The 25,268-nt window shown below is 58.5% G+C and carries 18 protein-coding genes, 1 other RNA gene, 1 pseudogene and 1 riboswitch; of the genes and pseudogenes, 8 read left to right on the top strand and 12 right to left on the bottom strand.

All coding sequences use genetic code 11. From position 1 onward, the window contains the following. The first annotated feature begins 111 nt into the window (after positions 1-111). On the top strand, positions 112-1,389 hold the full coding sequence (locus ACUIAG_RS00610; RefSeq protein ID WP_445340338.1) for an ROK family protein: 1,278 nt from the start codon (positions 112-114) through the stop codon (positions 1,387-1,389). Further along, positions 1,379-2,278 (top strand): carbohydrate kinase family protein, encoded by a 900-nt coding sequence (locus ACUIAG_RS00605; RefSeq protein WP_144085500.1) that lies wholly within the window; start codon positions 1,379-1,381, stop codon positions 2,276-2,278. The genes ACUIAG_RS00610 and ACUIAG_RS00605 overlap by 11 nt, the downstream gene beginning before the upstream one ends. A gap of 91 nt (positions 2,279-2,369) precedes the next feature. On the opposite strand, the gene ACUIAG_RS00600 is transcribed toward ACUIAG_RS00605, so the two are convergent. Then, positions 2,370-3,845, bottom strand: coding sequence for a DASS family sodium-coupled anion symporter (locus ACUIAG_RS00600; protein WP_445339828.1), 1,476 nt, complete (start codon positions 3,843-3,845; stop codon positions 2,370-2,372). A gap of 302 nt (positions 3,846-4,147) precedes the next feature. Between ACUIAG_RS00600 and ACUIAG_RS00595 the strand changes: the two genes are divergently transcribed. The 3 genes from ACUIAG_RS00595 to ssrA all read left to right on the top strand — a co-directional run bounded on the left by ACUIAG_RS00595 (position 4,148) and on the right by ssrA (position 7,460). Then, complete coding sequence (locus ACUIAG_RS00595) at positions 4,148-5,770, top strand: NAD-dependent malic enzyme (RefSeq protein WP_445339827.1); 1,623 nt, start codon at positions 4,148-4,150, stop codon at positions 5,768-5,770. A 233-nt stretch (positions 5,771-6,003) separates the two neighbouring features. Then, positions 6,004-6,948 (top strand): LysR family transcriptional regulator, encoded by a 945-nt coding sequence (locus ACUIAG_RS00590; protein ID WP_445339826.1) that lies wholly within the window; start codon positions 6,004-6,006, stop codon positions 6,946-6,948. Between the two features lie 113 nt (positions 6,949-7,061). Further along, positions 7,062-7,460: a transfer-messenger RNA gene (gene ssrA / locus ACUIAG_RS00585) on the top strand. Positions 7,461-8,318: 858 nt separating this feature from the next. Here ssrA and ACUIAG_RS00580 read toward each other — a convergent pair. From ACUIAG_RS00580 to ACUIAG_RS00570, 3 genes and pseudogenes are all read right to left on the bottom strand, one after another. After that, a complete protein-coding gene (locus ACUIAG_RS00580) occupies positions 8,319-9,602 on the bottom strand; it encodes a pentapeptide repeat-containing protein (RefSeq protein ID WP_445339825.1) in 1,284 nt (427 codons plus the stop codon). 372 nt (positions 9,603-9,974) lie between these two features. Continuing rightward, positions 9,975-10,472: an FtsX-like permease family protein gene (locus tag ACUIAG_RS00575; RefSeq protein ID WP_445340411.1), complete on the bottom strand. Its 498-nt coding sequence runs from the start codon at positions 10,470-10,472 to the stop codon at positions 9,975-9,977. A gap of 423 nt (positions 10,473-10,895) precedes the next feature. Further along, positions 10,896-11,309, bottom strand: a pseudogene (locus ACUIAG_RS00570) (FtsX-like permease family protein); the annotation flags it as partial. Between the two features lie 458 nt (positions 11,310-11,767). On the opposite strand from ACUIAG_RS00570, the gene ACUIAG_RS00565 reads away from it, so the two are divergent. From ACUIAG_RS00565 to dtd, 3 genes are all read left to right on the top strand, one after another. Then, entirely contained in the window at positions 11,768-13,369 is a 1,602-nt protein-coding gene (locus ACUIAG_RS00565) for a hypothetical protein (RefSeq protein WP_445339824.1), read from the top strand. A 225-nt stretch (positions 13,370-13,594) separates the two neighbouring features. After that, positions 13,595-13,658, top strand: a riboswitch (guanidine-III (ykkC-III) riboswitch). After that, the gene (locus ACUIAG_RS00560; RefSeq protein ID WP_445340410.1) at positions 13,622-13,984 is read left to right on the top strand and encodes a DMT family transporter; all 363 of its coding nucleotides are present in this window, start codon (positions 13,622-13,624) and stop codon (positions 13,982-13,984) included. It overlaps the preceding riboswitch by 37 nt. Positions 13,985-14,147: 163 nt before the next feature. Further along, a complete protein-coding gene (gene dtd, locus ACUIAG_RS00555) occupies positions 14,148-14,648 on the top strand; it encodes a D-aminoacyl-tRNA deacylase (protein ID WP_445339823.1) in 501 nt (166 codons plus the stop codon). Here dtd and ACUIAG_RS00550 read toward each other — a convergent pair. From ACUIAG_RS00550 to ACUIAG_RS00515, 8 genes are all read right to left on the bottom strand, one after another. Beyond that, positions 14,641-15,906: a cell division protein FtsQ/DivIB gene (locus tag ACUIAG_RS00550; RefSeq protein WP_445339822.1), complete on the bottom strand. Its 1,266-nt coding sequence runs from the start codon at positions 15,904-15,906 to the stop codon at positions 14,641-14,643. The two genes, dtd and ACUIAG_RS00550, sit on opposite strands and share 8 nt — an antisense overlap. Then, a complete protein-coding gene (gene murC / locus ACUIAG_RS00545; RefSeq protein WP_445340409.1) occupies positions 15,903-17,480 on the bottom strand; it encodes a UDP-N-acetylmuramate--L-alanine ligase in 1,578 nt (525 codons plus the stop codon). Before murC ends, ACUIAG_RS00550 begins: the two co-directional genes overlap by 4 nt. Positions 17,481-17,610: 130 nt before the next feature. Then, positions 17,611-18,843, bottom strand: coding sequence for a UDP-N-acetylglucosamine--N-acetylmuramyl-(pentapeptide) pyrophosphoryl-undecaprenol N-acetylglucosamine transferase (locus tag ACUIAG_RS00540; protein ID WP_445340408.1), 1,233 nt, complete (start codon positions 18,841-18,843; stop codon positions 17,611-17,613). Positions 18,844-18,913: 70 nt separating this feature from the next. Continuing rightward, entirely contained in the window at positions 18,914-20,137 is a 1,224-nt protein-coding gene (locus tag ACUIAG_RS00535; protein WP_445339821.1) for a peptidoglycan glycosyltransferase FtsW, read from the bottom strand. After that, positions 20,121-21,560: a UDP-N-acetylmuramoyl-L-alanine--D-glutamate ligase gene (gene murD, locus ACUIAG_RS00530; protein ID WP_445339820.1), complete on the bottom strand. Its 1,440-nt coding sequence runs from the start codon at positions 21,558-21,560 to the stop codon at positions 20,121-20,123. The genes ACUIAG_RS00535 and murD overlap by 17 nt, the downstream gene beginning before the upstream one ends. A gap of 79 nt (positions 21,561-21,639) precedes the next feature. Further along, positions 21,640-22,743 (bottom strand): phospho-N-acetylmuramoyl-pentapeptide-transferase, encoded by a 1,104-nt coding sequence (gene mraY / locus ACUIAG_RS00525; protein ID WP_445339819.1) that lies wholly within the window; start codon positions 22,741-22,743, stop codon positions 21,640-21,642. 74 nt (positions 22,744-22,817) lie between these two features. After that, on the bottom strand, positions 22,818-24,344 hold the full coding sequence (locus ACUIAG_RS00520; RefSeq protein WP_445339818.1) for a UDP-N-acetylmuramoyl-tripeptide--D-alanyl-D-alanine ligase: 1,527 nt from the start codon (positions 24,342-24,344) through the stop codon (positions 22,818-22,820). 9 nt (positions 24,345-24,353) lie between these two features. Beyond that, on the bottom strand, positions 24,354-25,235 hold the full coding sequence (locus tag ACUIAG_RS00515; RefSeq protein WP_445339817.1) for a UDP-N-acetylmuramyl peptide synthase: 882 nt from the start codon (positions 25,233-25,235) through the stop codon (positions 24,354-24,356). Positions 25,236-25,268 lie beyond the last annotated feature (33 nt).

Raw genomic sequence — 25,268 nt, 5'->3', positions numbered from 1 at the left:
TGGAACAGATGGAAAGGTTTGCGAGCAGATACTAAACAGTGTTAATATATAAACACTGTTAATAAAGTTCGCGAAGATCGCGTGACGGTACCACTCAAGGAGGAGGTCGATATGCGCAGCAGCACCTACGCCAGCACGCCGAAGGCCATTTCCGAGCTCAACCAGTCACGCATCGTCCAGTATTTGCACCAGCAAGGCACCAGTTCGCGAGCCCAAATGGCCCGGGACCTCGATCTGACACCGGCAGCCGTAGGCAAGCTGGTGGCCCGCCTGATGAGTCTGGGCCTGATCAGCGAGACTGGCAGTATGGACTCAGAGGGCGGCCGCCGATCCATCGGCCTGGCCCTGAACGCCGACCGCTACCAGGTCATCGGAGTCAAGTTCGCCCGCAGCCTGGTCAGCATCGGGCTGTTCGACATCAGCGGTCGCCTGCTGGACTCGGAGGAGCTGCCCCCCGTTGACCCCGGCAACATCCCAAGTGCCGTAGCCGATGTCCGAACCCGAGTGGCAGGACGACTTGAGACGAACCCCGCCATCGTGGCGGTGGGCATGGCCGTGCCGGGCCCTTATCTGCGCGAGAGTGGACGCATCGCCCTGGTCACCAGCATGCCCGGCTGGCGCAGCGTGGACTTTATCCACGAATTCGGTCAGGCCTTCCGCGTACCCACCTTCATCGAGCAGGACGCTCGGGCCGGGGCACTGGCCCAGAGCCTGTTCGACCCCCGGGTGAGTGCATCCAGCATGGCCTACTTCCTGGTGGGCGAAGGTGTAGGACTGGGTGTCATCGACAGGGGTGCCCTGGTGGACGGCAGCCAGGGAGCGGCCACCGAGATCGGCCACGTCAGCATCGATCTGAACGGTCTGCCCTGCGAGTGCGGCAACCGTGGCTGCCTGGAATGCTACTGCTCGGCTGTAGCCATCCACCGCCGCATGTGTCAGCCGGATGTGCGGAATCACTTCCCCGGAGTCGAGGCCATGACCCACGCCAAGGCATGTGCGAGCCTGTTCCACCGGGCTCGCTCTGGTCAACAGGCCGCCCAGGCTCTTGTGGATCAGATAGCCGACTACGTGGGCTATGGCTGCGTGACCATCGTCAACGCCTACAACCCCGCCCAGATTGTCATCGGAGACATGGTGGCCGCTGCCGGAAACCGCTTGCTGGAACGGGTTCGGTCCATAGTCTCCCAGCGCGCCCTGCCCGGCCTGCGCGAGCACACGCAAATCCTGCTTTCCCGCCTTCCAATCGACGCCACGCTGACCGGCGCTGCGGCAGTGGCGGCCAACCAATTTTTGGAGCACCCGGCCAGCATGGGCCGTACAGCTGTGACATCAACAAGCACAAGGCGGGCGCATCACCCGTCATCAGGAAAGGAACACCATGACCAGTAAACCCATGGTCCTCAGCATCGGCGAGATCCTCTGGGACGTTCTGCCTACAGGCAAGCGGGCCGGTGGCGCACCGGTCAACTTCAGCTACCATGCTGCCAAGAACGGGGCGGAAGGCTATGCCATCAGCGCCGTAGGACGCGACGACCTGGGCCGGGAGCTTGAGGAGGCTGTTCACCAGGCCGGCGTCGATGCCGTGCTGCAGCACAACGACCATCCCACCAGCACCGTCGAAGTTCAGCTGACCGAGGGCATCCCCCAGTACGTCTTCAAACCGGATGTGGCCTGGGATCATCTGGAGTACACGGATGACCTGGCCGGACTGGCCAGCAAGGCCGATGCCGTCTGCTATGGCACGCTGAGCATGCGCAACAGCAAGTCCCGCGAGACCTGCCTGCAGGTGCTGCGCCACACCAAGAGCCATGCCATGCGCTTCTTCGACATCAACCTGCGAGGCACCTTCTACAGCAAGGACCTGATCCAGGAGCTGCTGGACATGGCCACGGTCTTCAAGCTCAACGACGAGGAACTGGCCACCCTGCGCGACATGTTCCACGTTCCCGGAGCCACCGACGACGAGCTCTGCCGCTGGTTCATGGACCAGTGGCACTTGGACACCATCGTGCTGACCGCCGGCAGCGACTACAGCACGATCTATCTGGCGGACGGCCAGTCCTCCCACCTGCCTACGCCTGAGATCACCGTGGCCGACACGGTCGGGGCCGGCGATGCCTTCTCCGGAACATTCGCCATCAACCGCCTGCTGGGGGCCTCCCTGACCCAGGCCCACCGGGCTGCCGTCAACACCGCCGCCTTCGTCTGCACCCAGCAGGGCGCATGGCCCGAATATCCCGAGCATATCCCCGACTATCTGGGCCAGCAGGGTCAGTGACCCCCCTGTTTGAACATGATTTGGTCCCGCCCTGTCGAGCTGTCAATGCCGACTGGACGGGACCAAACATATATATCTACGGAATCGGAATTTACCAGATGCCGATGAGCCGCCACCAGCCCAGACCCACGGTCAGGAAGATGGCCACGGTCACCAGTCCGCAGATCAGGCCGATCCGCAGGAACTCAGAGGTCTTGACGTATCCGGCACCGTAAATCAAGGCCGCCGGTCCGGAGGCGTAATGGGTCATGGCGCCGATCAGACCGCTGGCGCATCCCAGCATCAGCGCTGCAGGCATGGCGGGGACCCCGGCAGCCACGGCCACGCTGACGAAGAGCGTGTAGATGGCCGCCACCTGAGCCAGCTCGGAAGCGAACATGTAGTGGATGAGGAAGTAGAAGACCGTCAGAATGACCAGGACCAGCACCCAGGGCAGGCCCTTGACCAGTCCGGCGATGATCTCCCCCGCCCAGGTGGTGACGCCCAGGGTGTTCAGCGGTTCCGCCATGCCTACCAGGACGCCGAAGAAGATCAACGTGGACCAGGCCGACTTGTTGGCCACCATATCCTGCCAGGTGATGATCTTGGTGCACAACAGCACGGCCACGCCCAGGAAGGCCACGGTGGTGGAGTTGATATGGATTATCGAGCCGGTCGCCCAGAGGACCAGCATGACCAGGAAAGTCACAGTCATAATCCACTCGTGCATGCTCAGCGGACCCATTCCCCTGAGCTCGTCCTTGGCATCCTCCTGAGCCTGAGGAACGTTCTTCAGAGTTGGCGGGAAGATGCGGTAGATCAGGGCGGGGATGATGATCAGGCAGATCAGGCCGGGCACGATGCCGGCCAGGGCCCAGGTGCCCCATCCGATGTCCACATGGAACTTCTGGGCCAGCTGTCCTACGACCGGGCCGGCCGCCATGGCCGTCAGGAACATGGCCGAAGTTATGGCGTTGACGTTGTTGGCCGTGATCGCCAGGTAGGCGCCGATGCGCCGCCGGGACTCGTCAGTGTCCGGCTTTGAACCCTGCACGTCGCTGATGGAGGTGATGATCGGGAATAGAATGCCGCCCAGACGAGCCGTGTTTGACGGGGTAGCCGGAGCCAGGACCAGGTCGGCGGCCGAGAGTCCGTATGCTGTGCCCAGGCTGGACTTGCCTAATCGAGACAGAAAGACCAGGGCAATCCTGCGGCCCAGTCCGGTAGAGACAAAGCCCTGGGCGATGAAGAAGGCCGCCACAATCAGCCAGATGGATGCGCTGCCCAGTCCGTTGAAAGCCGCCTTCTTGGGATCCAGGGCACCGGTCAGCATCCCCACGGTCATGCCGATGATGGCCACTGCTGAGGTGGGCAGAGGCTGCAGAATCAGCCCTAGGATGGTGCCTACGAAGACTCCCAGCATGTGCATGCCCTGGGCGGTCAGCCCCTTGGGAGGCGGAATCAGGAAGATGACCAACCCTACCGCTACACAGATCAGAGCCTTGACCAGCTGGCTCGTATTGAAAGGCTGGCTGGCCTCTGCCTGGGGGTCTCCCCTGCCCTCACGTGTTCGTACTGTTTCACCCATCATTGCTCCTTCGCTCATGATCCGGCGTATGACCGCCTGGAAACCACCGACCTCTTCGTCGGCTTGCTCATGTGGACTTATGCTATGCGGCAGGCGGCAGGGGCGACAAATAAGCACTGCCTATATGAAGGAGCGCCATATCTGGCGGCCGTCCATGACCTCCAAGGCCCGTCAAAGAGCGGCAAAAAGGGCTTAAGCGCAAATAGATTCTGCTTATTTGCCGGTGTGTCCAAGGCTTTTCTAGGCTGATTGCAGAGGTCCGGCAACGCGGCCGGCCCCGATCGTGAAGGACAAGTGAGACCATGACAGGATTCGATACCATCAACGATTCCTATGCCAACCGGGGACTGGGATTCGACTATGAGCAACGGCGCGAGCTAAAACTGGACGGGCTGCTGCCTGCTGCCGTACAGGATGACGAACAGCGCGAGCGCATCGTTTACCGCCGCTTCCTGGCCCAGCCCACCGATCTGGACAAGCGACTCTATCTGATGAGCATCTGCCGCACCGACCGTCGGCTCTTCTACAGGAGCATGGACAAGCACCTGACTGAGTACATGCCCATCGTCTACGCCCCCACCGTGGCCCAGTCCATCCAACGCTACGACGAGTTCTATTCGGGCAGCGATGTGGCCTACATCTCCATCGATCACCCTGAGGGAATCGGCGATGCCCTGGACCAGTACGCCGGCGATCGGCCCATTGACCTGGTGGTCTGCACCGACGCGGAAGGCATTCTTGGCATCGGCGACTGGGGCGCTCAGGGCGCTGAGATCCTGACGGGCAAGCTGGCGGTTTACACCGCTGCTGCCGGCATTGACCCTTCGCGCGTTCTGCCGGTGATGGTGGATGTGGGCACCAACCGCCAGGCCCTGCTGGACAATCCCGACTACGTGGGCAACCACTTCGCCAGGGTCAGAGGCCAGCGCTACGACGACTTCATCGATGACTTCGTCCAACAGGTCCTCCAGCGCTATCCGGAGGCCCTGATCCACTGGGAGGACTTCGGCAGGCCCGAGGCCGCGCCCGTCCTCAAGCGCTATCAGGATCGGATCCTGACCCTGAATGACGACATCCAGGGCACTGGCGTGACCGTCCTGGCCGCACTGATCGCCGCCAGAAAAATCGCCGGAACGGACCCCAAGGACACCAAGATCATGGTCTTCGGCGCAGGGACCGCCGGCGTGGGCATCGCCGACCAGATCGTGGACGACCTGATCATCCGCCAGGGCATGGATCCCAAGACCGCGCGCAGCAGGGTCCTGCTCTTCGACCGTCAGGGTCTGATCGAGCAGGGCCAGGATGATCTGACCGAGGGCCAAACCCGTTATGCACGCAAGCCAAATGAGTTCGCTTCGGTCACCGACAAGACCTCGCTGGCAGAGGTTGTCGACGCCTTCCAACCCACGGTGCTCATCGGCACCTCGACCAAGCCTGGAGCCTTTGACCAGAACGTTGTGGAGGCCATGGCCAAGCATGTGGAACGGCCGCTGCTCTGCCCCATCTCCAACCCCACGGAACTGGCCGAGGCCAAGGCCGCCGACGTGATCGCCTGGACCCACGGCCGCGGCTTCGTCATCACCGGCACCCCCTCAAAGCCGGTTGACTACCAGGGCGTCACCTATTCCATCGGACAGGGCAACAACGCCCTCATGTATCCCGGCATCTGCTTCGGGGCCATCGTCGCCAAGGCACGGCTGGTCACCAAGGGAATGTTGTTGGCCGCAGCCTATGCCATCTCCGACATGATCGACGTGGACAAGCCCGGAACCGCCGTGCTGCCGCCGGTGGCCGACCTCAAGGAGATCTCGCGCCGGGTCGCCACTGCTGTGGCTGAACAGGCGGTTCAGGAGGGTCTGAACCGTGAGCCGATCGAGGATGTGGACGCCGCCGTGGCCAAGGCCCAGTGGCACTATGATGCCTGAGCGAAACCAGCGCCTTCGCTTCCTGCAATATTGAGATTGTGGTCCGGCCAGCACGATTTATGAACGACGATCGTGTTGGCCGGACCACAATCATGAGCCAAGCCGTATCAATATTCCCCAGGTGTCAATATTCTTAAGTCCAGTCGACAATGATAGGGTGGTGGTAAGTAGTCTTTCGCCAAAGTTGACGGATAAGCAATAATAATCTGAGCAACAATCAAGGGAAGCGGCTCATGACCTATATGGATAATGTCCGCGACCTCGAGCTGCTTACCATGCTGGCCCGGTACGGCAGTTTCACCGACGTCGCGTTGGAGGCAGGCATCTCCCAGCCTGCGGTCTCGCAGGCCATCAGAAGGCTGGAAAAGCGCCTGGGAACCAGGCTGGTCCAAAGGCAACGCTTCGGAGCAGGTGATGGCACACAGCTCACCCAGGCAGGAAGAACAGTGGTGGATCATGTCGGCCAGGCCCTGGATCTGATCAACTCCCTGCCTGAGGCCTTGGCTGCGAGAACCGGGATTCGGCGGCGCACTATAGGCCTGCCTCCCATCATCTCATCGCTGCTGAGCTCCGGACAAGGGCAGCAAGAGCAGTGTGACCCAGACAAGAGCACGACCGTAGAAACCATAGGATCTCAAAAACTTCTGGACCAGATAGAGGACCACCGTGTGGACTATGGGGCCGTTGCCAGCGTGGACGAATCGCTGAGCGTGGATGGCGTCGAAACGACCAAGCTGGCCTCCTTCCCCTTCGGCATGGTTTGTACTCAGTCCATGGTTGAACGATTGGGTGCGGCAGGAATGACCAGTCTGCATCCCGAGGATCTGGCCATGCTTCCCGGGGACGTCCCCTTCGCCACCCTTAACCGTGATTTCGTCCATGCCCAGGCCGCTGAACGGCTGATTCACCTGTCTGAACCAGTCAGCCACCTGATCGAGGTCTCGGACGTGGAAACCTTGAAGTTGGTAACCACATCCGGCCTGGTCTGCAGCCTGATCACCTCGGCTGGCGTACACCCTGGCGACGGCCTGCATTTCATTCCCTTTGCCGGGGATGACATGCCTCATTTCAACATCTTCCTCTTCAACGATACCAAGCGGGAGGCCTTCCACGAGGACGTGGAGGAGGTGCACGCCTTCAGCGACTATGCCACCAGTCGACTGGGCTCTGTGGCTTGACCAGGATTCAAGTCAATGCCCAGGGAGAAGCGGGAATATCCGCAGCGTCCATCTGTTGTATACTGACGAGGCCGGTCCGTAATGGCACCGGCAGAGCTTGATAATTCAAGATTGGGGCTGATCGGTTTCGACGGTGACCTGTTCGTCGCAGGGAAGCGTGCCGAGAACGCGGGGGTCCGCTCGTTAATGTCCTCCCGCAAACAACAAGTGCTAAATCTAACCGCACTGAGTTCGCTCTCGCTGCCTGAGCTTCGCGCCAGGATTAACCAGTGAGCAGCTGCTCCGTTCACTCCCCTTCGCCTTCGGGGGGATGCTGAGCGTCATTAAGAAGACTCGCCTGAACTGCTGCGCCACAGGGCGGTTCGGGGACTTTTACTGCGGCTATGCCCGCCACCGGTTGTCTGCGACACAGGTGGGGGCAGACAGATAGCCACAAAGGCCAGCAGACTACGCACGTAGAAGACTGAGGGTGCGGTCACCGGACCGGGGTTCAATTCCCCGCAGCTCCACCAAGAGGCCTTTGCATACACTTGGAAGGCTTACATTGGAATTCCGTCTTTTTGAAGAATTCAAAGTTGATTACCGATTCAATTCTTCACTAAACCAATTCAATACTTATGAAACCAATTCAAGACAGCTCACACTATTTTATCTACAGTTTAAAAGAAACATTTGAAGCAGATCGGAACGTCTCGTTTAAGCCAGTTATTGATTTGGGCTTAACGGTCCAATTCGTTTATGACCCTTGAACCGAACCAGCGATTCAGTCATAGTTGATATCTAGACACGTCATCATGTCGAAAGAATATTGAAATTCCAAAAAAGACAACGCCTTTCCTTGTTATCAACAAAAACAAAAATACAGTCATAGTAAATATTAATCATTACATTCATTGTCTTTTAACTATGGAATGCTAAATGGCATAAATACATTATATGGTAACTTGCAATAATTAAAATCAGACATATCTTGAACTTGCTTAAAATACAGTTGAAATTGAAGCCAGAAATTTAAAGATTACATATCAAAGCCTAGAAGTCTTTGATTGCGCTTTAGGCAGCAAAAGACACATAAGCTATTCAGCAAACTCTTATCCATTTTTATTTCATAGCCTTGCACAGGGTTGAAGCCATCAACCTCGATGGTTCTCAGAAGCGAATCCTTACAACTGAGCTGTCTTGATACAGTTTTGAGCAGAACTTTATACCGTAAAGAGCCTTATAATACAGAAGATTTAAATCACACTACTTCACTTCGCAAAGGTGCAACAACACTACAGCTATTCATGCCGTTTGAATCTGTTAAACTGAGTTAAAACTTGCGCGGGAGAACTATAGAGTTTTACTACACATGGAAATAAAATTCAGCATTAACGCTTCTTAACTAACAACTGCAGCTCTTTTACATCGTGAATCCTCTGTTTTTCATACAAAACGTCTATCGGCTCTGACACAACCGAGAAGTCGTCTATACCCGTTAGATCTGCTGAAGAGAAGTTGACACCGTTTAGAGTTGCCAAAGGCAATTGAACATCCGTAAAAATTGACCCAAAGCAATCGACATTCTCCATATCAGTCTGCTCAAAATTAACACTCTGCAAAGTCGCCATGATCATATTTACATCAGCTAGAGTGGAATGAGAAAAATCAGCATTTTGCAAAGTAACATGAGAAAAATTTGCATTTGATAGATTAGCATGGGTAAAATCAGCATTTTTTAATCTTGCATAAGTGAAATTTGTGTTTGCCAGATTCGTTTCACAAAACTTAGCCTTCCTAAGGATAGATTCTTCAAACGTTGCTTCAACGATAATCGACTTTGTAAAGTCTGCATCAGACAAATTCATATCTGAGAAATCGACAGGCCCCGAAAAATGTGCAGACCTAAATGATGTTGCACACTTACCACTCATTCCTTTGAATGTTGCAATGTTTATGGTTGAATGATCAAAACTGGTTATGCCGTTTTCCGGAAGATCAGCGTAAGATAAGTTTAACTTATTACATGTAATACCTTCAAAATCAAGCTGTTCACATATATTACTCCCGTGGAGGTCCAGGTCAATATTCTCCCAATACGAACTTTGATGAAAAGAAGCAGCCGTATCGTTACTAAATTGTGTCAAATGATCTCTGATTGCCTTTAGTATAGTCAATTCAACAGGGCCGTCATCTTCGCGTGTAGTTCTTAGATATCCGCACAAGATATCTATGATTTGTTGACGAGTGTATGGCCAGGACTGGCCTGCTCTAACAAGATATTGAACGCCAGCTATACGCGTGGATGGCTTGTCATCCCCTAACAGACGAACAGCAGTCAATATATCATTAATTTCTTGCTTAGCCACTTGACGCTGTTCTTCTCTTTCTGCCGCAGCACGCTCTTGATATTTGATTACAAGGTAACCTACTGCGCCAATACCACCGATTATGGTCAGTGCTGTAGCAGTCTTGTTTAGCGGTTGTGCATCGCCAGCCAAAATATTCGAACCACCACCTATCGTGAGCATAACTAGTACCAGAACGAATGCAATTACTGCGAGAAAAACCCAAATAATGATTCGTTCCAGTAGCGATAGGGAACCCAACCGATGGATTAATGAACGACTACGTGCATGATTGCATTCGTCGTTTTTCTGCTCCTTTTCACTCATATAGCTAATATTATGTCACATTGGCTATATCAGCATGTTAACCACATATGATGCTCTAGCTCAAGATAACAGGCCAATAAATTTGTTATTTGAGGAAGATAACAGTGCTTATGCATGAAGTTTCGTTATCTCCATTGCAGTGAGACTATTACACTAAAACACAGTCTTGAGAGACAATAAAGAGTTACCTGACACTGTAGTGGTGCTTGACTGTATCGCAGACTTCAATCTTTATAATGCATCTGCTATTTGAATTTGTTCAGAAGGAATTGGTACTGTATATATCAACTGAACCCATTGCCAAACAAAGCTTTATAGAGAGAAACCATTCAATTAAATGCATAAGAGCAAACCGCATTGACTTAATGTCAATCATTCGCCTATGGCGCCTTGCAGAATGGCTATGGGCGAGCGCCGCAAAGCAGGCCGCGCCGTCAGCATGGTCGCCAGCGAACCGACGACGATGATCGGCAACCCGCATATAAGGAAGAACTGCCAAGGAAAAACCATGGACAGACTGTGTATAAGGGGCCAGTAGACCATAGCTGTGCTCAGCCCGACCAGTCCGGTGCCGCCTGCTGCGATGATAATGCCTGTGGTCATCACGATGGTGCCGTCCAATATGGATATAGCAGTCAGCTGCCGCGGGTTTGCGCCGGCAATTGACAGGAGCGCCAAATCGAGGTCACGATCCCGAGCGGCGATGGCGAACCCCGCGATCACGCCGACCAGGGAGACCAGCAGCGCTGCCCAGAAACCATAGAGCAACTCCAGGGTTCCCCCCGATGTGACGTTCTCTATTCCCGGTACCTTGTTCATGGCGATGGTACTGGTGCCTCCGGCAGCCAACAGACCACCAACCAGAAACATACAGGCAGTCAGAGCTATTACTGTTGAGCCGAATGTAGTGTCTCGACTCCTGGCCACAGCCTGTGAACGCGCTATCCGCCAGACAGCAGATGACGAGGGGACCAGAGCAGTCCAAAGTTGAGTGACCCTGCTTATAACTGGCCCCCCAGAACGTGCCAAGGCAATCAGCAGCAAGAGAATAGCAAACAGCGGTCCACTTCCAACGGCACTTATGACCGCCTGGACTTGCTTAGGCTCTAAGGACCCAGAGCCGCTGTGCGAAAGATAGGTAAAGACAGGCAACGGCAATAGCAGCAAGGCCAGCCCAAGGAAAAGCGATACAAGACCACGTCCATGTCTCGGCCGTTCAACCGATTCGCTCTCCTCAGCACGGCGCACCATCCGGACGGGTGTCATCTTCCTCAAATCCTGCAATGTCCGGCTGGTCGCCAAGACGGCAGTGGCCAATCCCACTGCAAGACCAGTCAGGGCAGACCTGGGAAAACCGCGCCAAGTAAAAGCGAAATGCACCGGTATTCGCATTCCAGCGGAATACCAATCGAGGATCCTTCCAGCCAGCGCAGGTGAAAGAGCCGCAGCAACGAGGGAGGCTGGTAGAACCAAAATCATCACCTGCAAAAGTGTAAGTACCAGGATCTGCTTAGGCGTAGCGCCCAGCAGCGGAAGAAGGGCCAGCCCCTGCCGACGTTGGCGAATCGATGCCTGCAGGGTGTGCTTGATCACCAAACAGCCGAGCACAATGACCGTGAGAAAGACCAGACTCAGGACCGAAGCCAGGCTCTTGGCAGGATCCCTGGTCTTGGCCGACAAACCCTGGTAATAGCTGTTGACACCCATGCTCACGCTCATGGCACAGAGCAGGGTTTGGGTGACCACAAGAACGATAAAGACGCCAGCCCAGATGCCACTATTGGCTTTCAAATCACGTAAGGCCCAAGTCATGTTTCATCCACCTGCCACGTCCTCGTGTGTACACTCGGCTATATTTCTGTATTTACATGAATAGTCGATCGACGCTGAAGACAACATCCGGCAAACCCCTGAAACGACCCTGAATCAACCCTGATTCAACCTTATGATACCGAGCTTATTGCGATCGTATGCCTTACATCGTCTAGGCGTCACAGCATTGAAACGAAGCCCTTTAACTGGAGAGGCCTAACAAACAAGCAATTCCAGCTCATTGGCCAGTTCGATAGTCATCCTGTTTCTCGGTCCGCAACCAGGACAGTATGCAAACTACATGTCCTTTGGCCATATTTATATTTAACTATATAAACTCACAAAGAGAGACGATGATAGAGCGAGATTCAATTATGTCCACCACAAAAGATCATTCGAATATTTCCCCGATGTTTCATCCGGCAGAAAGTTGGCACGCTGAAAATGTTAACCAGTTTTTTGCAGCCGTAGTGTCCTCTGTCATACTTCTCGTATGCGGAATTAGTCTCAGGTCAACGGAGTATAGCTTAATCAAAAATCAAGCAGAGCAGCGGTGGTATGAGCACAGTATTTTCTTTACTTTTTTTCACAATTTTGTGCATAACGGTTTTTATACAGATCCTGCTAATATGTTGCTGTCATTATGGGGATTAATCCTAGGTGTCGCTCTTGTCACAGCTTTCCTGGAAACAAAGACCGTCGAGTCTTCCAACACCGCGAGTGCATTCTACCTATTTGTCTGCTTACTGTCGTGTGCTATTGTCATCATCACAGGCTATATAGCACCTGACATGTTTAAACAGTACGATTTTGGTCTGAGTTCGTTATTGACAATCATCAGCGTTTGCATAGCAGCCTTTGCCCTTAGCTATGGCGTAAAACAGGTCATTTCATCTCGTGCAATGCAAAAAAACGAAATGCTGAGATCAAATCACCTCAATGAATATCGATCATTAACTAAAAGATCGTCGGTTAGAAGACTTCCGAGAACTGATACTATTCTTCGCCCTATTTTCGGATTGACCCTCATGACCACTCTTGCAACATTTATAGCATGTGGAATAGCAGCGCTATTCGGCAGAATGAGCAATCATCTAGTCGTCCGTATAATCACCTTGGTCATTGCTGTTGTACTTGAACTAATCCCCTGTTCGTTTGATCGTTTCTTTATGTTACAAATCGGCGTTTACGGTCAACCAAACGAAGAGAATCAAACTCAATACAAATGTCCCAAATTAAAATACCATTTCCCTACAGCAGTACTTTCTTGGATTATATCAATTTTACCCTTTTCCCTTGTATTAAGCCCAACAACTACGTTGATGTTCGTGTTTACGATTTTGATCCCGATATTGATTTACATATTCTATTTAATACCATTCTGGAATCGTTTCTTGGTCCCCATTGATAAGTGGTTGATAAAAAGGTTTATTAAAGACGACCAGAAGTATATAGAAATCGATCATTTCCGCTTATCCACAAATGTCGCTTCAACGTACCTTCGTTCAGAATTATCTGTAGATACTCATCGCCAGCATTTACTGCACACCATCTTAACACCCACTGAAAACGGGGAGTGGGCAAAAATATGCTATCCTGCTTCCTGCGACACGAAACGGGTACCATTGCTATCGTTGTCAATTGACGAACTCCAAAAAATCCTAGAATCTTACGACTCTCAACGAAACAACATTGTAGAGCTGGATGCAACAAAACATCAACGCAACATCACGTGCTTAGTAGATCAAATCGCCACCAATGATCGGAAGTTCGATTGTTGTAATCAGGAGGATTGCAAAATCTATCTAGCAGCCATCTTTGATGACCGCCAGTATTTATCAACATCCATAAGCCCAGAGGCTGATAAAGAGGAAAGACTACAAAAAGCCATTACTCATAGGTTTTCCAGCTTCAAAGGAAAGTGGCAACTAATACTGACACTAGTAAAGCGGTGAAACCAGAACATACGATATAGCTGTGTATGTGCTGTCGACAACTTTGACCGCCCAGATCAGCCTAGGTTGCGGCATTTCCCATCCCACGTGACCAAGTAGCAATGTAATCCCAACTAAGCAGGATCTCTGACGAATTGAATCAGCATTGATCATTTACGGCCTCTGAACCGCCGTGAAAAATATCTGATTCAACATTTTACGATTCAACCAGTGCTACTCTAATGCGCAGAGCCTGATGCAGGTTCCCGGACGATGGTCAAGTACCCGGACAGCGACAAGACTTGCCGAAAGGGAGCCATTTCCTCGTGGATCGTACTCATACTCGCTGGCATCTGTGAATCAGTCTGGGCCACCGCCCTAGGCAAGTCTCAAGGCTTTACCAAAATCGTCCCGGACATGGTTTTCATCGTTGGATTGATTCTCAGCATAGTTGGCCTGGCCTTAGCCATGCGAAGCATCCCTACCAGCACGGCCTACGCGGTCTGGGTCGGCATCGGTGCCGCCTTGACTGTCCTCTACGCCATGGCCACGGGCTCGGAGCCTATTTCACTCGCCCGCATTCTGCTCATCATCGGCCTGGTCGCTTGCGTGGTCGGACTCAAGATCGTCAACTGAGAGCGGTGCCCGTCATATTACCTGAGTAACACAGGCATAGTGGGCTTCGACCTGAAGCTGCCCACCGATCTTCAAACGGGTCTCCAGCCTGACCCTCACCAGGTACCGGTCCAGCTGTACCCTGCGGCACTACAACAACGCCAGAAGTTTTTAGACTGGAACCATGAGAATCGTCATACAGCGGGTCAGCCGTGCCCGGGTCGATGTGGTCGACGAGCAGGGGCAGCCGGATCCCGATTTCAAGCCCCAGAGCATCGGCACGGGTCTCCTGCTCCTGGTGGCCGTCCAGGACAGCGACGGCGATGCCCAGGTGGACTATGCCGTGCGCAAGCTGACCCGGATGCGCATCTTCGCCGACGAGGAGGGCCGGATGAACCGGTCGGTCCTGGACTGCGGCGGCTCCATCCTCTCCATCTCCCAGTTCACTCTTTACGCGGATCTGCGGCGCGGCAATCGACCCAGTTTCATGGCTGCGGGCGAACCCCAACACGCCCAAAGCGTCTGGCAGGACCTGAACCGGGCCCTGGCCGCGACCGGTGTCCCTGTTGCCGCCGGACAATTCGGCGCCCACATGCGATTGGATTTGGTCAACGATGGCCCGGTGACCATCCTGCTGGACACTGACAGGTTGATGAAGACGGCAGCTCCTGCAGCGACTATTTGACGATGGGCCGCAGGGGCGCCGACACATCAAGCTGATGCTTGTCGCCGATCTTGGTTGGATCGTTGATGATCTTGTCGACCACGGCCTGCTTGAGCTTCAGGTCGGAGCCGTCGCCCCAGATGATGACATGTTTGCCCTGGTCCAGCTCAGTGGTGATGGAGTCCTGGGTTTCCGCAGTCACCTTGGTCACCGAATGACGCATGGCCTCGGGCATGGTCGACAGTATCCGCAGGGTCTGCCTGACCGCCTGATCCTGCTGGGCACGATTGACGGTGGAGACCTGGATGACCGGCACTCCCTTCACCGGCTTGGACACAGTATTGAGCACCCTTCCCTGTCTGTCGACGGCCGTCAGTTTGTCCTGCGCATCCTTGAAGACCGCAGTGGGCTCCTGGGCATCGAAGGTCACCTCCAGACCGTGCGGAAAACTCTTGCGGACCTTGGCATCGGTCACCCCGGCCATGCCGCTGATCTCCTCCTCGACTCCATTGGTGGAAACGAGCAGCAGCGAGCGATCCCCCTGACGAGCCACGATTGAGGCCACCCGATCGTTGGACACCCAGGCATTGCCGCCGCTGACATCGATCTTTTCGGTCTGCAGGCGGAAGACCGGCGAGAGAAAAAGCAGCCATGACAGTCCTGCAATCAGAGCCATGACCAGGAGGACGACACCTGTCCGGATCAGGACCAGCCTGCGACTGACCTTCTTCTTCTCGCGCACCCGGGCCTGAAAGTCCAGAACCTTGGGCCGTACGAAGATCCCCAGCCCCTGATCCTCCTGGTCGGTGCCAATCCTGCCTGAGACGGGTCGGTCCGGCGGTATGGTCCGGGCATCGACGAATCCGCCGGCCGAACTCGTCGAGCGTGAGAGCGCAGACCTGGATGTCACAGACGTGGAGGCTGAGGCGCTGCTGCCTTTGACTAGAGAGCGGGAGGATGAAGAGGCCGACCTTGGGCTACGTGTCCTGGAGCCGCCTGCTTTCTTGGCACGATTGGGACGACCCTTGAGACGCTTGGACCGCTTGAGACGCCTGCCCCTGCCGCCTGTCTTTTCAGCCTTGGACCGGCGGCCTGCCAATCCCGCAGCATCGGAAGCGGCCGACCTGCCCGATCTGGCGGTTCTGCCGGTCTGCGGTTCCTCTCCCAAAGGCTTGGTGGTGCGCCCAGACCGGGCTGTCCGTGCGGCCTTGGCAGCCCGGACGGCCCTGCTTCTGGAAGAGGCTCCGCCGGAGGCGCTGCGACCCTTGCCGGTCTTCACTGCTCGTCCCGTTCAGCAAGCTTGTCAAGAATGACCGGTCCCATAGCGGTGACATCGCCGGCGCCCACAGTCAGGATCACATCCCCCGGCTCTGCCCGCTCTGCCAGATCCAGAGCTGCCTGATGCATGTCCGGGCAGGCCCGGAAGACAGCTCCGGTCGACCTCTTCCCGGAATCCCGGGACTCATGGTTCGATGCCTTGCGAGCGGCGGCAGGGATGGTCCCGGCATCCACGCCCGGAAAATCGCTGGCCAGCTCGCGGGCGGGGAAGATGTCGGTTACGGTCACATCGTCCGCCAGGGACAAAGCATCTGCGAACCGGTCAGCAAAGATGGCCGTTCGCGAATACAGGTGAGGCTGGAAGAGCACCCTGATGGTCCGCCCCGGATAACGCCGTCTGGCGGCGGTCAGCAGGGCGGCGATCTCCGTAGGATGATGGGCGTAATCATCAACTACGGTGACCCCATGCTGGATTCCGCGGACCTCGAAGCGTCGAGAGGCCCCACGGAAGTCGGCTGCAGAAGCGGCGGCTGCATCGGGATCCATTCCCAACAGGATGGCGGCGATGATGGCCGCGGCTGCATTGCGGGCGTTGTGAATGCCGGGAATCGCCAAGTCCACCTGCAATTCGAGCGGCTTGCTGGCATCCAACCCTGCTGCCTGGAGCACCTGCGCCGGGAGAGCCAAACGGCAATGCTCACGACCGCTGCCGCTGCTTTCGGACTCGGACTCGATGCGAACCAGGCCGAGGACCCCGGGCAGGGAGTCCATATTCAGCTGGGGATCCGAAGCATAGACGATGATCTTGGCCTGGCAGTCCCCGTGCAGCCGCCGCAGCACCTCCAAGGCGCCCTGGTCGTCCCCGCAGACCACCAGGAAGCGGCGGGCATGCCGGGCATGTTCCACGAAGGCCTGGTGGAAGGCGTCAGCCGTGCCGTAGTGGTCCAGATGGTCGGGCTCCACGTTGGTGATGATGGCGATGTCGGGAGTGTACTTGCCAAAGCTGCCGTCGGACTCGTCCGCCTCGGCCACCAGGACCCGTCCGGCCCCCACGTGCCCCCCGTCCATGGGCCCCTGGCCGCTCTGAAGGCTGCCCCCGATGGCGTAGCTGGGATCAGCCAGATCCCCTTGGCCGCCCTTGGTCAGCAGGTGGGCCAAGAGCGCACTGGTGGTGGTCTTGCCATGGGCACCGGCCACGGTGACTGAGATTCTGGAGGCCATGAGCAGGGCCAGAATGTCACTGCGGTGGATCAGCCGGGCGCCGGCCTCGCGAGCTGCCAGAATCTCGGGATTGTCAGGCTTGATGGCACTGGACCAGACCACCGTGCGAGCCCCGGCCACGTTGCTGGCATCCTGGCCGATGGCGACCGGGATTCCCAGCTGACGCAGGCGACGGGTCTTGTCCCCCTCGGCGCGGTCGGAGCCCGAGACCTGTACCCCCTCCTGGTGGAGCATCTCGGCCAGCACGCTCATCCCAGCCCCGCCGATGCCGATGAAGTGGGTGGGCCCCAAATCCCTGGGGTCGCGCACTCCGGCCTGGGCCAAGGCAGGCAGGCGGGGGTCCAGAACCGGCAGGGACCGGTCGCCGCCGTCCTGCCGACCGGGCACAGTATTCAATTCATGCTTGGGCACAGTAGTTGCATCTCCTCCAACAGTTCAGGACCGTTCAGGACGGTCGCCCGTCGCCTGCCTCCATTATGCCCGATTAGGCCCTCCCAGAGTCCTTGCGGGCAAGGTGTTGGTCGGCCATGGTCAGGATCTGCTCAGCCATCACCTGGGCAGCGTCGCGAATCCCGTACCCCCAGGCCCGGCTGCGCATGTCAGCCAGCCTATCCTTATCAGCCATAAGAGCAGGGACGTGCTGGGCCACCCATTTGGCGTCCAGCGCCGCATCATCGACCATGAGTCCTCCCCCGGCCCCAACGACAGGCTGGGCGTTGAATCGCTGCTCGCCGTTGCCGATGGGCAGGGGCACGTAGACGGCGGGCACCCCCAGGGCGGCCAGCTCGCTGACAGAGCCGGCACCAGCCCTGCAGACCACCAGATCAGCGCAGGCGAAGGCCAGATCGATCCGCTCCAAGTATTCGGCCATGTGGTAGTCCCCCCGGCCCTGGTGGGCCGGGTCCAAATCGTTGATGGCCGCATCGCCCATATCTGCCGCCACCTGCTCTCTGACCTGGTCGGCCTTGCCACGGCCCGTCAGATGGATGACCTGGGTTCGCTCCAATAGTTGCCGGGCCGCGCCAGCCACCGCCTTGTTCAGGCTGAGCGCACCCAGGGATCCCCCGGTGACCAGCAGGATGGGCCTATCGGGATCCAGACCCAAGGACTGCGCCGACTCCCGGCGAGCGCCCGAGGGATCAGCCTCCATCTGCTTGGCCAGTCGGGCGATGGCCGGCCGCAGGGGCAGACCCACGCGGCGCACAGGCACTCCGGCCCGGGCTCGGATGCCGGTATCCTCATAGGCTGTACCTACGAAATCAGCCCAGCGAGCGCCCAACTTGTTGGCCATGCCTGCCCGGGCGTTCTGCTCGTGGACGACGATGGGCAGACCCAGATTCCGCGCAGCCCTGTAGGCCGGCGCCGAGGCATAGCCACCAAAGCCGACCACCAGGTCGGCCGACCGATCCTGCAGATATTCTCGGACCCGCTGCACCTCATGCCGCCAACGCCGGGGAAAGCCTAGGGCGGCCTTGCCGGGGCGACGGGGGAAGGGCACCTTCTCAATCAGGTCCAGGGGAAGTCCGGTGGCCGGCACCAGGTCGTGCTCCAGCCCGACAGCAGTACCGATCACGCTGACAGCCGCCTGGGGACAGCGTTCCCGAATGGCCGCAGCCACGCTGAGCAGGGGGTTGACATGCCCTGCCGTCCCACCACCGGCCAGCACCAGATGGGGACCAGCGCCCTTACCGGCATGCTCCTGGTCGTCCCCAGGCATCCCGTTCTCGGTCCTCGTCGCTGTCGTCATCCGCGAATCCGCTTCCTTTCCGCCATATCCATTCCATATCTCATGACCCGTCTGTGGCCGCCTTCACGTCCGGTTGAGTCCGAATCATCTGCAAGGCCACCCCGGCCGAAGCCAGGCAGGAGATCAGGGCGGTCCCTCCAGCCGAAACAAAGGGCAGGGGCAGGCCGATGACCGGCAACAGGCCCAGAACCACGCAGATGTTGACCAGGGCTTGACCCACCAGCCATACATCCAGGCAGATCAGCACCATGCCGGCATACCGGTTCCTGGTGGTCAGGGCGATCCTCAGCATGCACCAGCCCATGACCACGAAGACCAGAATAAGCATGGCCGCCCCTACAAAGCCCAGCTCCTCGCCGATGACAGCGAAGATGAAGTCATTGTGCGCCTCGGGCAGGTAGTTCCACTTCTCCCTGGAGTTGCCCAGCCCGACCCCGGTCAGCCCTCCCGAGGCCATGGCATACAGTCCGTGGATGGACTGGTAGCAGACACCCTGAATGTCATCCGCCGAGCACTTGCCATAGGCGGCCATGATCCGCTGGGTCCGGTTGCTGTTGCCATAGACCGAGAAGCCGATGACCGCCGCCATCCCCAGGACTGCCAGGCTGAGCAGCCAGCGCAGGGGGAAGCCCGAGACCAGGAAGGCCACGAAGCCGATGATGACGATGATCATGGCCGTTCCCAGATCCTTGCCCAGCATGATCAGCAAGAAACTGACCAGAAAGCCGGCGGCCGGCCTGGCATAGGCCTTGGCCTGGCTCTTCAGGTCGGAATCCTTGCCAGCCTGCCGTTGGGCTTCGATCAGGGCCTGGGGCAGCCACAGGCACAGGGCCAGTTTGAGCAGCTCGGCCGGCTGCATGGAGATGCCCCCCACCGAGATCCACCCCTCATTGCCGTTGGCAGACCGCCCCAGGGGAGTACGCGTCAGCAGCTGAACACCCTGGCTGACAATCAGAAACCCGGTGCTCCAGCTCCGGTAGCGGTCGATGCTGATCCTTACGGCCAAAAGGGCCAGCAACAGCCCCACCACGGCGTATATGCTCTGACGAATGACCTGGCTCCAGGGAGAGCTGCCCTGGGCCACCAGATCCACAGCCGAGGAGGAAAAGACCATCATCAGGCCGAAAACCGTGGTGGCGACGACTGTGGCCAAAAAGCCGTAGTAGCACCATAGCGGGTTGAGAATGGCCCGCCAGCCCCGGTAGTCCCCCTTGCCGCCAGACCCCCGGGAGGGAGCCTTGTGCGGATCAGTGTCGCGCTTCATGCTCGTGGACCCACTGTTCGGCCTGCTGGGCAAACTGGTCACCCCGGTCGGCATAGGAGGCGAACTGATCCATGGAGGCGCAGGCGGGGGCCAGCAGAACCACCTGGCCGGGCTTTGCATAGGAGCCGGCTGCACGGACGGCCCGGGCCATAACCTGATCGCCGGCACCAGGGTCGATCAGGGTAACCGGCAGATCGGGCGCCTGGGCCTTGATGGCCTGGGCCATGGGCTGCTGATCCCGGCCGATGATCACGGCTGCAGCCAGCTTGGACCTGCGGGACCGGACCAGATCGTCAAAGCGGGCGCCCTTGGCCAGCCCGCCGGCCAGCCAGACCACCTGGCCGTCATGGTAGCTGGCCAGGGAGGCCTCGGCGGCATGGGCGTTGGTGGCCTTGGAGTCGTCGACGAAACGGATGGCCTGCGAACCCTGGCCCAGGGTGGCCACCGTACTGATCCTGTGGTCGCCAGGGGTGAAAGCACGCATGGCTTCGATGGCCGCGTCGACCTTGGCCCCAGCACCCAGGGCCAGAGCCAGGGCGCAGAGGGCATCAGCCAGCAGATGGGGGTAGACCGTGCCGTCAGGCTCGCACAGATCCGTCAGGTCGGCCACCCGGACCAGCCTGACGCCCTCCTCAAAGTCATGACCGGTCAATCCGCTGCGGTCTATGACCCAGCCATCCTCTACGCCCAACTGCCCAGGCTCGGGCCGACCCAAGGTGAAGCCCACACGTCGGCAGCCTGGGGCTGGCTGCGCCTGCCTGGCCAGTTCAGAGACCCGGGAGTCGTCAGCGTTGTAGACCAGGGCCTTGCGCACGCCCCGGTAGATGCGCGCCTTGTCGGCCGCATAGGCTTCAAAGCCACCGTGCCAGTCCAGGTGGTCGTCGGCCAGATTGGTGATGGCCGCGCACTCCAGGGTCGGCGAAAAAGTGAAGTGCAGCTGGAAGGAGCTCAGCTCTACGCAGAGCATGTCGTTGTCGGAGTCCAGAACGGCTGTGGAGATGGCCTTGCCGATGTTGCCCACCGCAGGGGCCGTGAACCCGCTGGCCTGCATCATGGCGGCGACCATCCTGGTGGTGGAGGTCTTGCCATTGGTGCCGGTGATTCCGATCCAGGGGGCTGGCCGGCCGGTCCGGGCTGCGGGCACCCGCAGCCTCCAAGCCATCTCCACTTCGCTGACCACAGGGATGCCCCGACGCTGCGCCTCAAGGATAAATGGGGTGCGCGGATTGAAGACGGGCGAGGCCATGACCAAGTCCACCTGGCTCCAGTCCACCTGGTCGAAGTCATGAAGATCGGCCTGCGGGGCGCGCTGGTCCACAGTGATCACACCGGCCGCTCGGCCTCGCAGGGCTGCGGCCACGCTCCGTCCGGAAATGCCCAGCCCGGCGACCAGTACACGCTTCTGGCTCAAGTCCATATCCATGAACACCTCATTCCGCTAGCTCCGGCATCTGCTTGGCATGATACCGGCTGCCGAAGTCCGGTACCGTGAATGGACGCGCTCAGATGGGCAGCCCAGAGCGGACCACCCAGTCTGCATAGAAGCAGACCAGGGCCAGCAGGACGAAGATCAGGTCCACCATCCAGAACCGGACAACCACCTTGGACTCCTGCCAACCCATCAGCTCGAAGTGGTGGTGGATGGGCGCCATCTTGAAGACCCGCTTGTGGGTGAGCTTGAAGTAGCCCACCTGGATGACGTCGGAGGCGGCCTCGCCCACGAAGAGCCCGCCCAGGATGACCGCCAGAAGCTCGGTATGAGTGGCGATGGACAGGGCTGCGAAGAGCCCGCCCAGGGCCAAGGATCCGGTGTCTCCCATGAAGATGGAGGCCGGATTGGTGTTGTACCAGAGGAAGCCGAAGCAGGCCACGGCCGCGCAGCAGGCGATGATGGCCAGGTCCAGGGGGTCGGAGACCGCGTAGGCATGGCCGGGATGGCTGCCGCCCTTCAAGTGGTAGCTTTCCCAGAAGGCGATGACCGTGTAACCCACGAAGGCGATCATGGAGGAGCCTGAAGCCAGCCCGTCAAGGCCGTCAGTCAGGTTGACCGCATTGCTCCAGGCCGTCATCAGCAGATTGACCCAGATGATGAACAACACCACGGACAGGACGCTGCCTGCCATTCTGAAGTCGATGATGGGCTGCTCCACGAAGGAGATGCCCGCCTGGGCGCTGGGGTAGCCGTTCTTGGTGGGCAGCTTCAGAGCCAGCACCGCGTAGATGGTGGCCAGTATGAACTGGCCGATGAACTTGGCCTTGACCGACAGGCCCAGGTTCTGCTTCTTGCGCACCTTGGCGAAGTCGTCGATGAAGCCCAGGAAGCCCATGGAGAGCATGGCGAACAGCACCAGCATGGCCGACAGGGACACGGATTCCCCCCGCGACAGGTAGCGGTAGAGCGCCGAGGCTGCCCAACCCAGCAGGATGGCCAGGTTGATGATCAGCCCGCCCATGGTCGGGGTGCCGCGCTTGACCAGGTGGGACTTGGGCCCATCCTGGCGGATGTACTGGCCGTAGTGCAGACGGTGAACCAGCCGTATCAGCAGGGGGGTGCCTGCCAGCGTCACCACCAGGGCGACCAGGATTCCGATGATGAGGGCAATCACAGTGTGTACTCCAACTCTTGGATTCTGTCCTTGAACGTTCTACCCCGCTGTGGGGATGCCAGCAGATTCATGGCTCAGCCCTGCCACCGGTCGGCCAGACCGGACAGGCCGGACATGTGCGAGCCCTTGAGCAGGACAAGATTTTGCCGGTCAGGATGCTTGGCGCATAGGCGGCGAACCATGTGATCGGCCTGGTCAGCATCCTGGGCGAAGAGGACGCGCATGGCCCCAGGCTGTTCCTCGCTCCGACCAGACAGGCCGCCAGCGCCACGGACAAGGGCATGAACCAACCCGTCCATCTGCTGATCCCGGCAGCCCACCGCGACCAATGCATCAATGCCCAACCGACGGCAGTAGGCGCCGATCTCCTGGTGCAGCCGCTCCCCTTGGCCGCCCAGCTCAAGCATGACCCCCAGGACAGCTATCCGATAGACCGGGCCATCGGATCCCTTCCAGGCGGCCAGGGCGTCCAGACCAGCCCGCACGGAGTCGGGATTGGCGTTGAAGGAATCATCGATCAGCGTGAAGGAGGCATCCGGCAGCCGGACCGAAGACAGGGCCATCCGATGCGGGCTTATTTGCCGCTGTCGACCCAGCTCATCGGCGATGCGTTCTGCGTCCAGACCCAGAGCGTGGGCTACCGTGGCGGCAGCCAGGGCGTTCATGACATTGTGCCGCCCCGGGATGCCCAGACGCAACCGAACAGGTTGCTGGCCAGGCAGACGCAGCTCGAAGGCCGGCCTGTCCAGGCTGTCGCTGTCAAGGTAGCGAGCCGAGCCGTCCAGGCTGCGGTCCGGACCGGCGTCCTCAGCGGCCATGCCAAACCGCAGAACAGGGCCAGAGGCCAGATCAGCCATGGCAGCCACCCGGGAATCGTCTGCGTTGAGCACGGCGGTCCCGCCCGGCACCAGACCTTGCACGATCTCGCTCTTGGCCTGGGCGATGCGATCCACGGAGCCGAATTCGCCCAGGTGGGCCACTCCCACCTTGAGGACCAGAGCCATGTCCGGGGGAACCATTGTGGTCAGCCGGGCGATCTCACCCAGGTGGTTGGCACCCATCTCGGCCACCAGATACCGGGTGTCAGGCCCGACCTCCAAGGCTGTCAGAGGAAGGCCGATCTCGTTGTTGAAAGACCCGACAGGGGCCACCACCGGACCAAGGAGTGCCAGCAGAGAGGACAGCAGATCCTTGGTGGTGGTCTTGCCGACGGATCCGGTGATGCCAATCACCGTAAAGGGTTCTGACGCTGCGCGCCGACGGTCTATGCTGGCCCGGGCCAGCAGCCCCAAGGCGTCAACCGTATCGTCCACAAGAATCTGGGGCAGGTCAGCGCCCGGAACGAGATGGTCGACCAGGGCCGCCCGGCAGCCCTTGGCTCCCAGGCCGGGAACATAGTCATGGCCATCCACGTGCTCGCCCTTGATGGCTACGAAGAGTCCATCGGGCTTGGCCTGACGGGAGTCGGTCACCACCCGCATGCGCACGGACCGCTGGTCGGATTCGTGACCAGGACTGACCCCGACCAGCCGACCGTGCACATATTCGACGACCTCTTCCAGGGTCATGGGCATGGACCCGGCCCCTACAGACTGACTCATCCTCACCTCTCAGGACATTTCGCGGGAGACGCGCAGGGCGCTCCTGATGTTGTTGCGTTTGACGCCGGCGGCCATGGTCATGGCGATGCACAGGGACAGGTCGTCGCTCTGTGCATCGGCGGGCAGGGACTGCCGGGCCAGCCCGTCGGATTCCTCGTTGCGCCGGGCTACGATGGTGTGCCCGCCCAGGCTGAACCCATATCGGCGGGCCCTGGAGATCAGCCGTACGTGCCGCATATCGCGCGTGGAGCCCTCCTGAGCGCCCAGGGCCACTACATCCAGATCCACCGCCTGCAGGGCATCCCTGGCCAGGGTCTGTTCGTCCACGGAGATGACCACGGCGGCCGCCCCGTCCTCCAGGGCGATGGACAGACTGCGTTGCACATCGAACATGCTCAGGGGATATTCCAGGTCCAGTCGCCGGTCCAGCGAGTACGAACCCTTGGCGCTGAGAATGCCGACGGGATTGCCCAGCACGTGCAGGAAGTCGGCCAAGAGATCCACCTGCTCCTGCACCTGGGAACCGACCAGGGCGAAGACGGCCAGGGCTCCCGAAGGGTCCCCTGCGGCGTTGGACAGCAGCTGGCCCATCTGCCAGGCGTGCATGGTGCCGAAGAGCAGGGGTATGCGGGCTCGTCCCACCTGTTGACGGGCCGAGGTCGGCAGCAGGGCTGCGTAGGCCCCTCGACGCTCGGCCTCCTCGATCATGCCCTGGTCCACCTGCTGGTCTGCTGGCACATACAGACTGCCGGGCCGCACTGAGGGCAGATCGTCCACCAGTGAGGTCACCGTAACTGGTTCAGCGAAATCGGGGACCAGGGTCAGACCGTAGCGTCCTTTGAGCTGACCCAGGGTCAACCGTCGGGAGATTGATTCACTCAGCGCACTCATGCTGCAATCTCTCCTTCGTCCGGGAACGCCATG

Source organism: Bifidobacterium sp. ESL0825, from assembly GCF_052606465.1.
This window is presented reverse-complemented; position numbering and strand designations above follow the sequence as displayed.

Bases quoted from the DNA above. Each gene is read 5' to 3' on its own strand.
- ACUIAG_RS00610 (WP_445340338.1), top strand. From the start codon at position 112: ATGCGCAGCAGCACCTACGCCAGCACGCCGAAGGCCATTTCCGAGCTC.
- ACUIAG_RS00605 (WP_144085500.1), top strand. From the start codon at position 1,379: ATGACCAGTAAACCCATGGTCCTCAGCATCGGCGAGATCCTCTGGGAC.
- ACUIAG_RS00600 (WP_445339828.1), bottom strand. From the start codon at position 3,845: ATGGGTGAAACAGTACGAACACGTGAGGGCAGGGGAGACCCCCAGGCA.
- ACUIAG_RS00595 (WP_445339827.1), top strand. From the start codon at position 4,148: ATGACAGGATTCGATACCATCAACGATTCCTATGCCAACCGGGGACTG.
- ACUIAG_RS00590 (WP_445339826.1), top strand. From the start codon at position 6,004: ATGACCTATATGGATAATGTCCGCGACCTCGAGCTGCTTACCATGCTG.
- ACUIAG_RS00580 (WP_445339825.1), bottom strand. From the start codon at position 9,602: ATGAGTGAAAAGGAGCAGAAAAACGACGAATGCAATCATGCACGTAGT.
- ACUIAG_RS00575 (WP_445340411.1), bottom strand. From the start codon at position 10,472: ATGTTTCTGGTTGGTGGTCTGTTGGCTGCCGGAGGCACCAGTACCATC.
- ACUIAG_RS00565 (WP_445339824.1), top strand. From the start codon at position 11,768: ATGATAGAGCGAGATTCAATTATGTCCACCACAAAAGATCATTCGAAT.
- ACUIAG_RS00560 (WP_445340410.1), top strand. From the start codon at position 13,622: ATGGTCAAGTACCCGGACAGCGACAAGACTTGCCGAAAGGGAGCCATT.
- dtd (WP_445339823.1), top strand. From the start codon at position 14,148: ATGAGAATCGTCATACAGCGGGTCAGCCGTGCCCGGGTCGATGTGGTC.
- ACUIAG_RS00540 (WP_445340408.1), bottom strand. From the start codon at position 18,843: ATGCCTGGGGACGACCAGGAGCATGCCGGTAAGGGCGCTGGTCCCCAT.
- ACUIAG_RS00535 (WP_445339821.1), bottom strand. From the start codon at position 20,137: ATGAAGCGCGACACTGATCCGCACAAGGCTCCCTCCCGGGGGTCTGGC.
- murD (WP_445339820.1), bottom strand. From the start codon at position 21,560: ATGGATATGGACTTGAGCCAGAAGCGTGTACTGGTCGCCGGGCTGGGC.
- ACUIAG_RS00520 (WP_445339818.1), bottom strand. From the start codon at position 24,344: ATGAGTCAGTCTGTAGGGGCCGGGTCCATGCCCATGACCCTGGAAGAG.
- ACUIAG_RS00515 (WP_445339817.1), bottom strand. From the start codon at position 25,235: ATGAGTGCGCTGAGTGAATCAATCTCCCGACGGTTGACCCTGGGTCAG.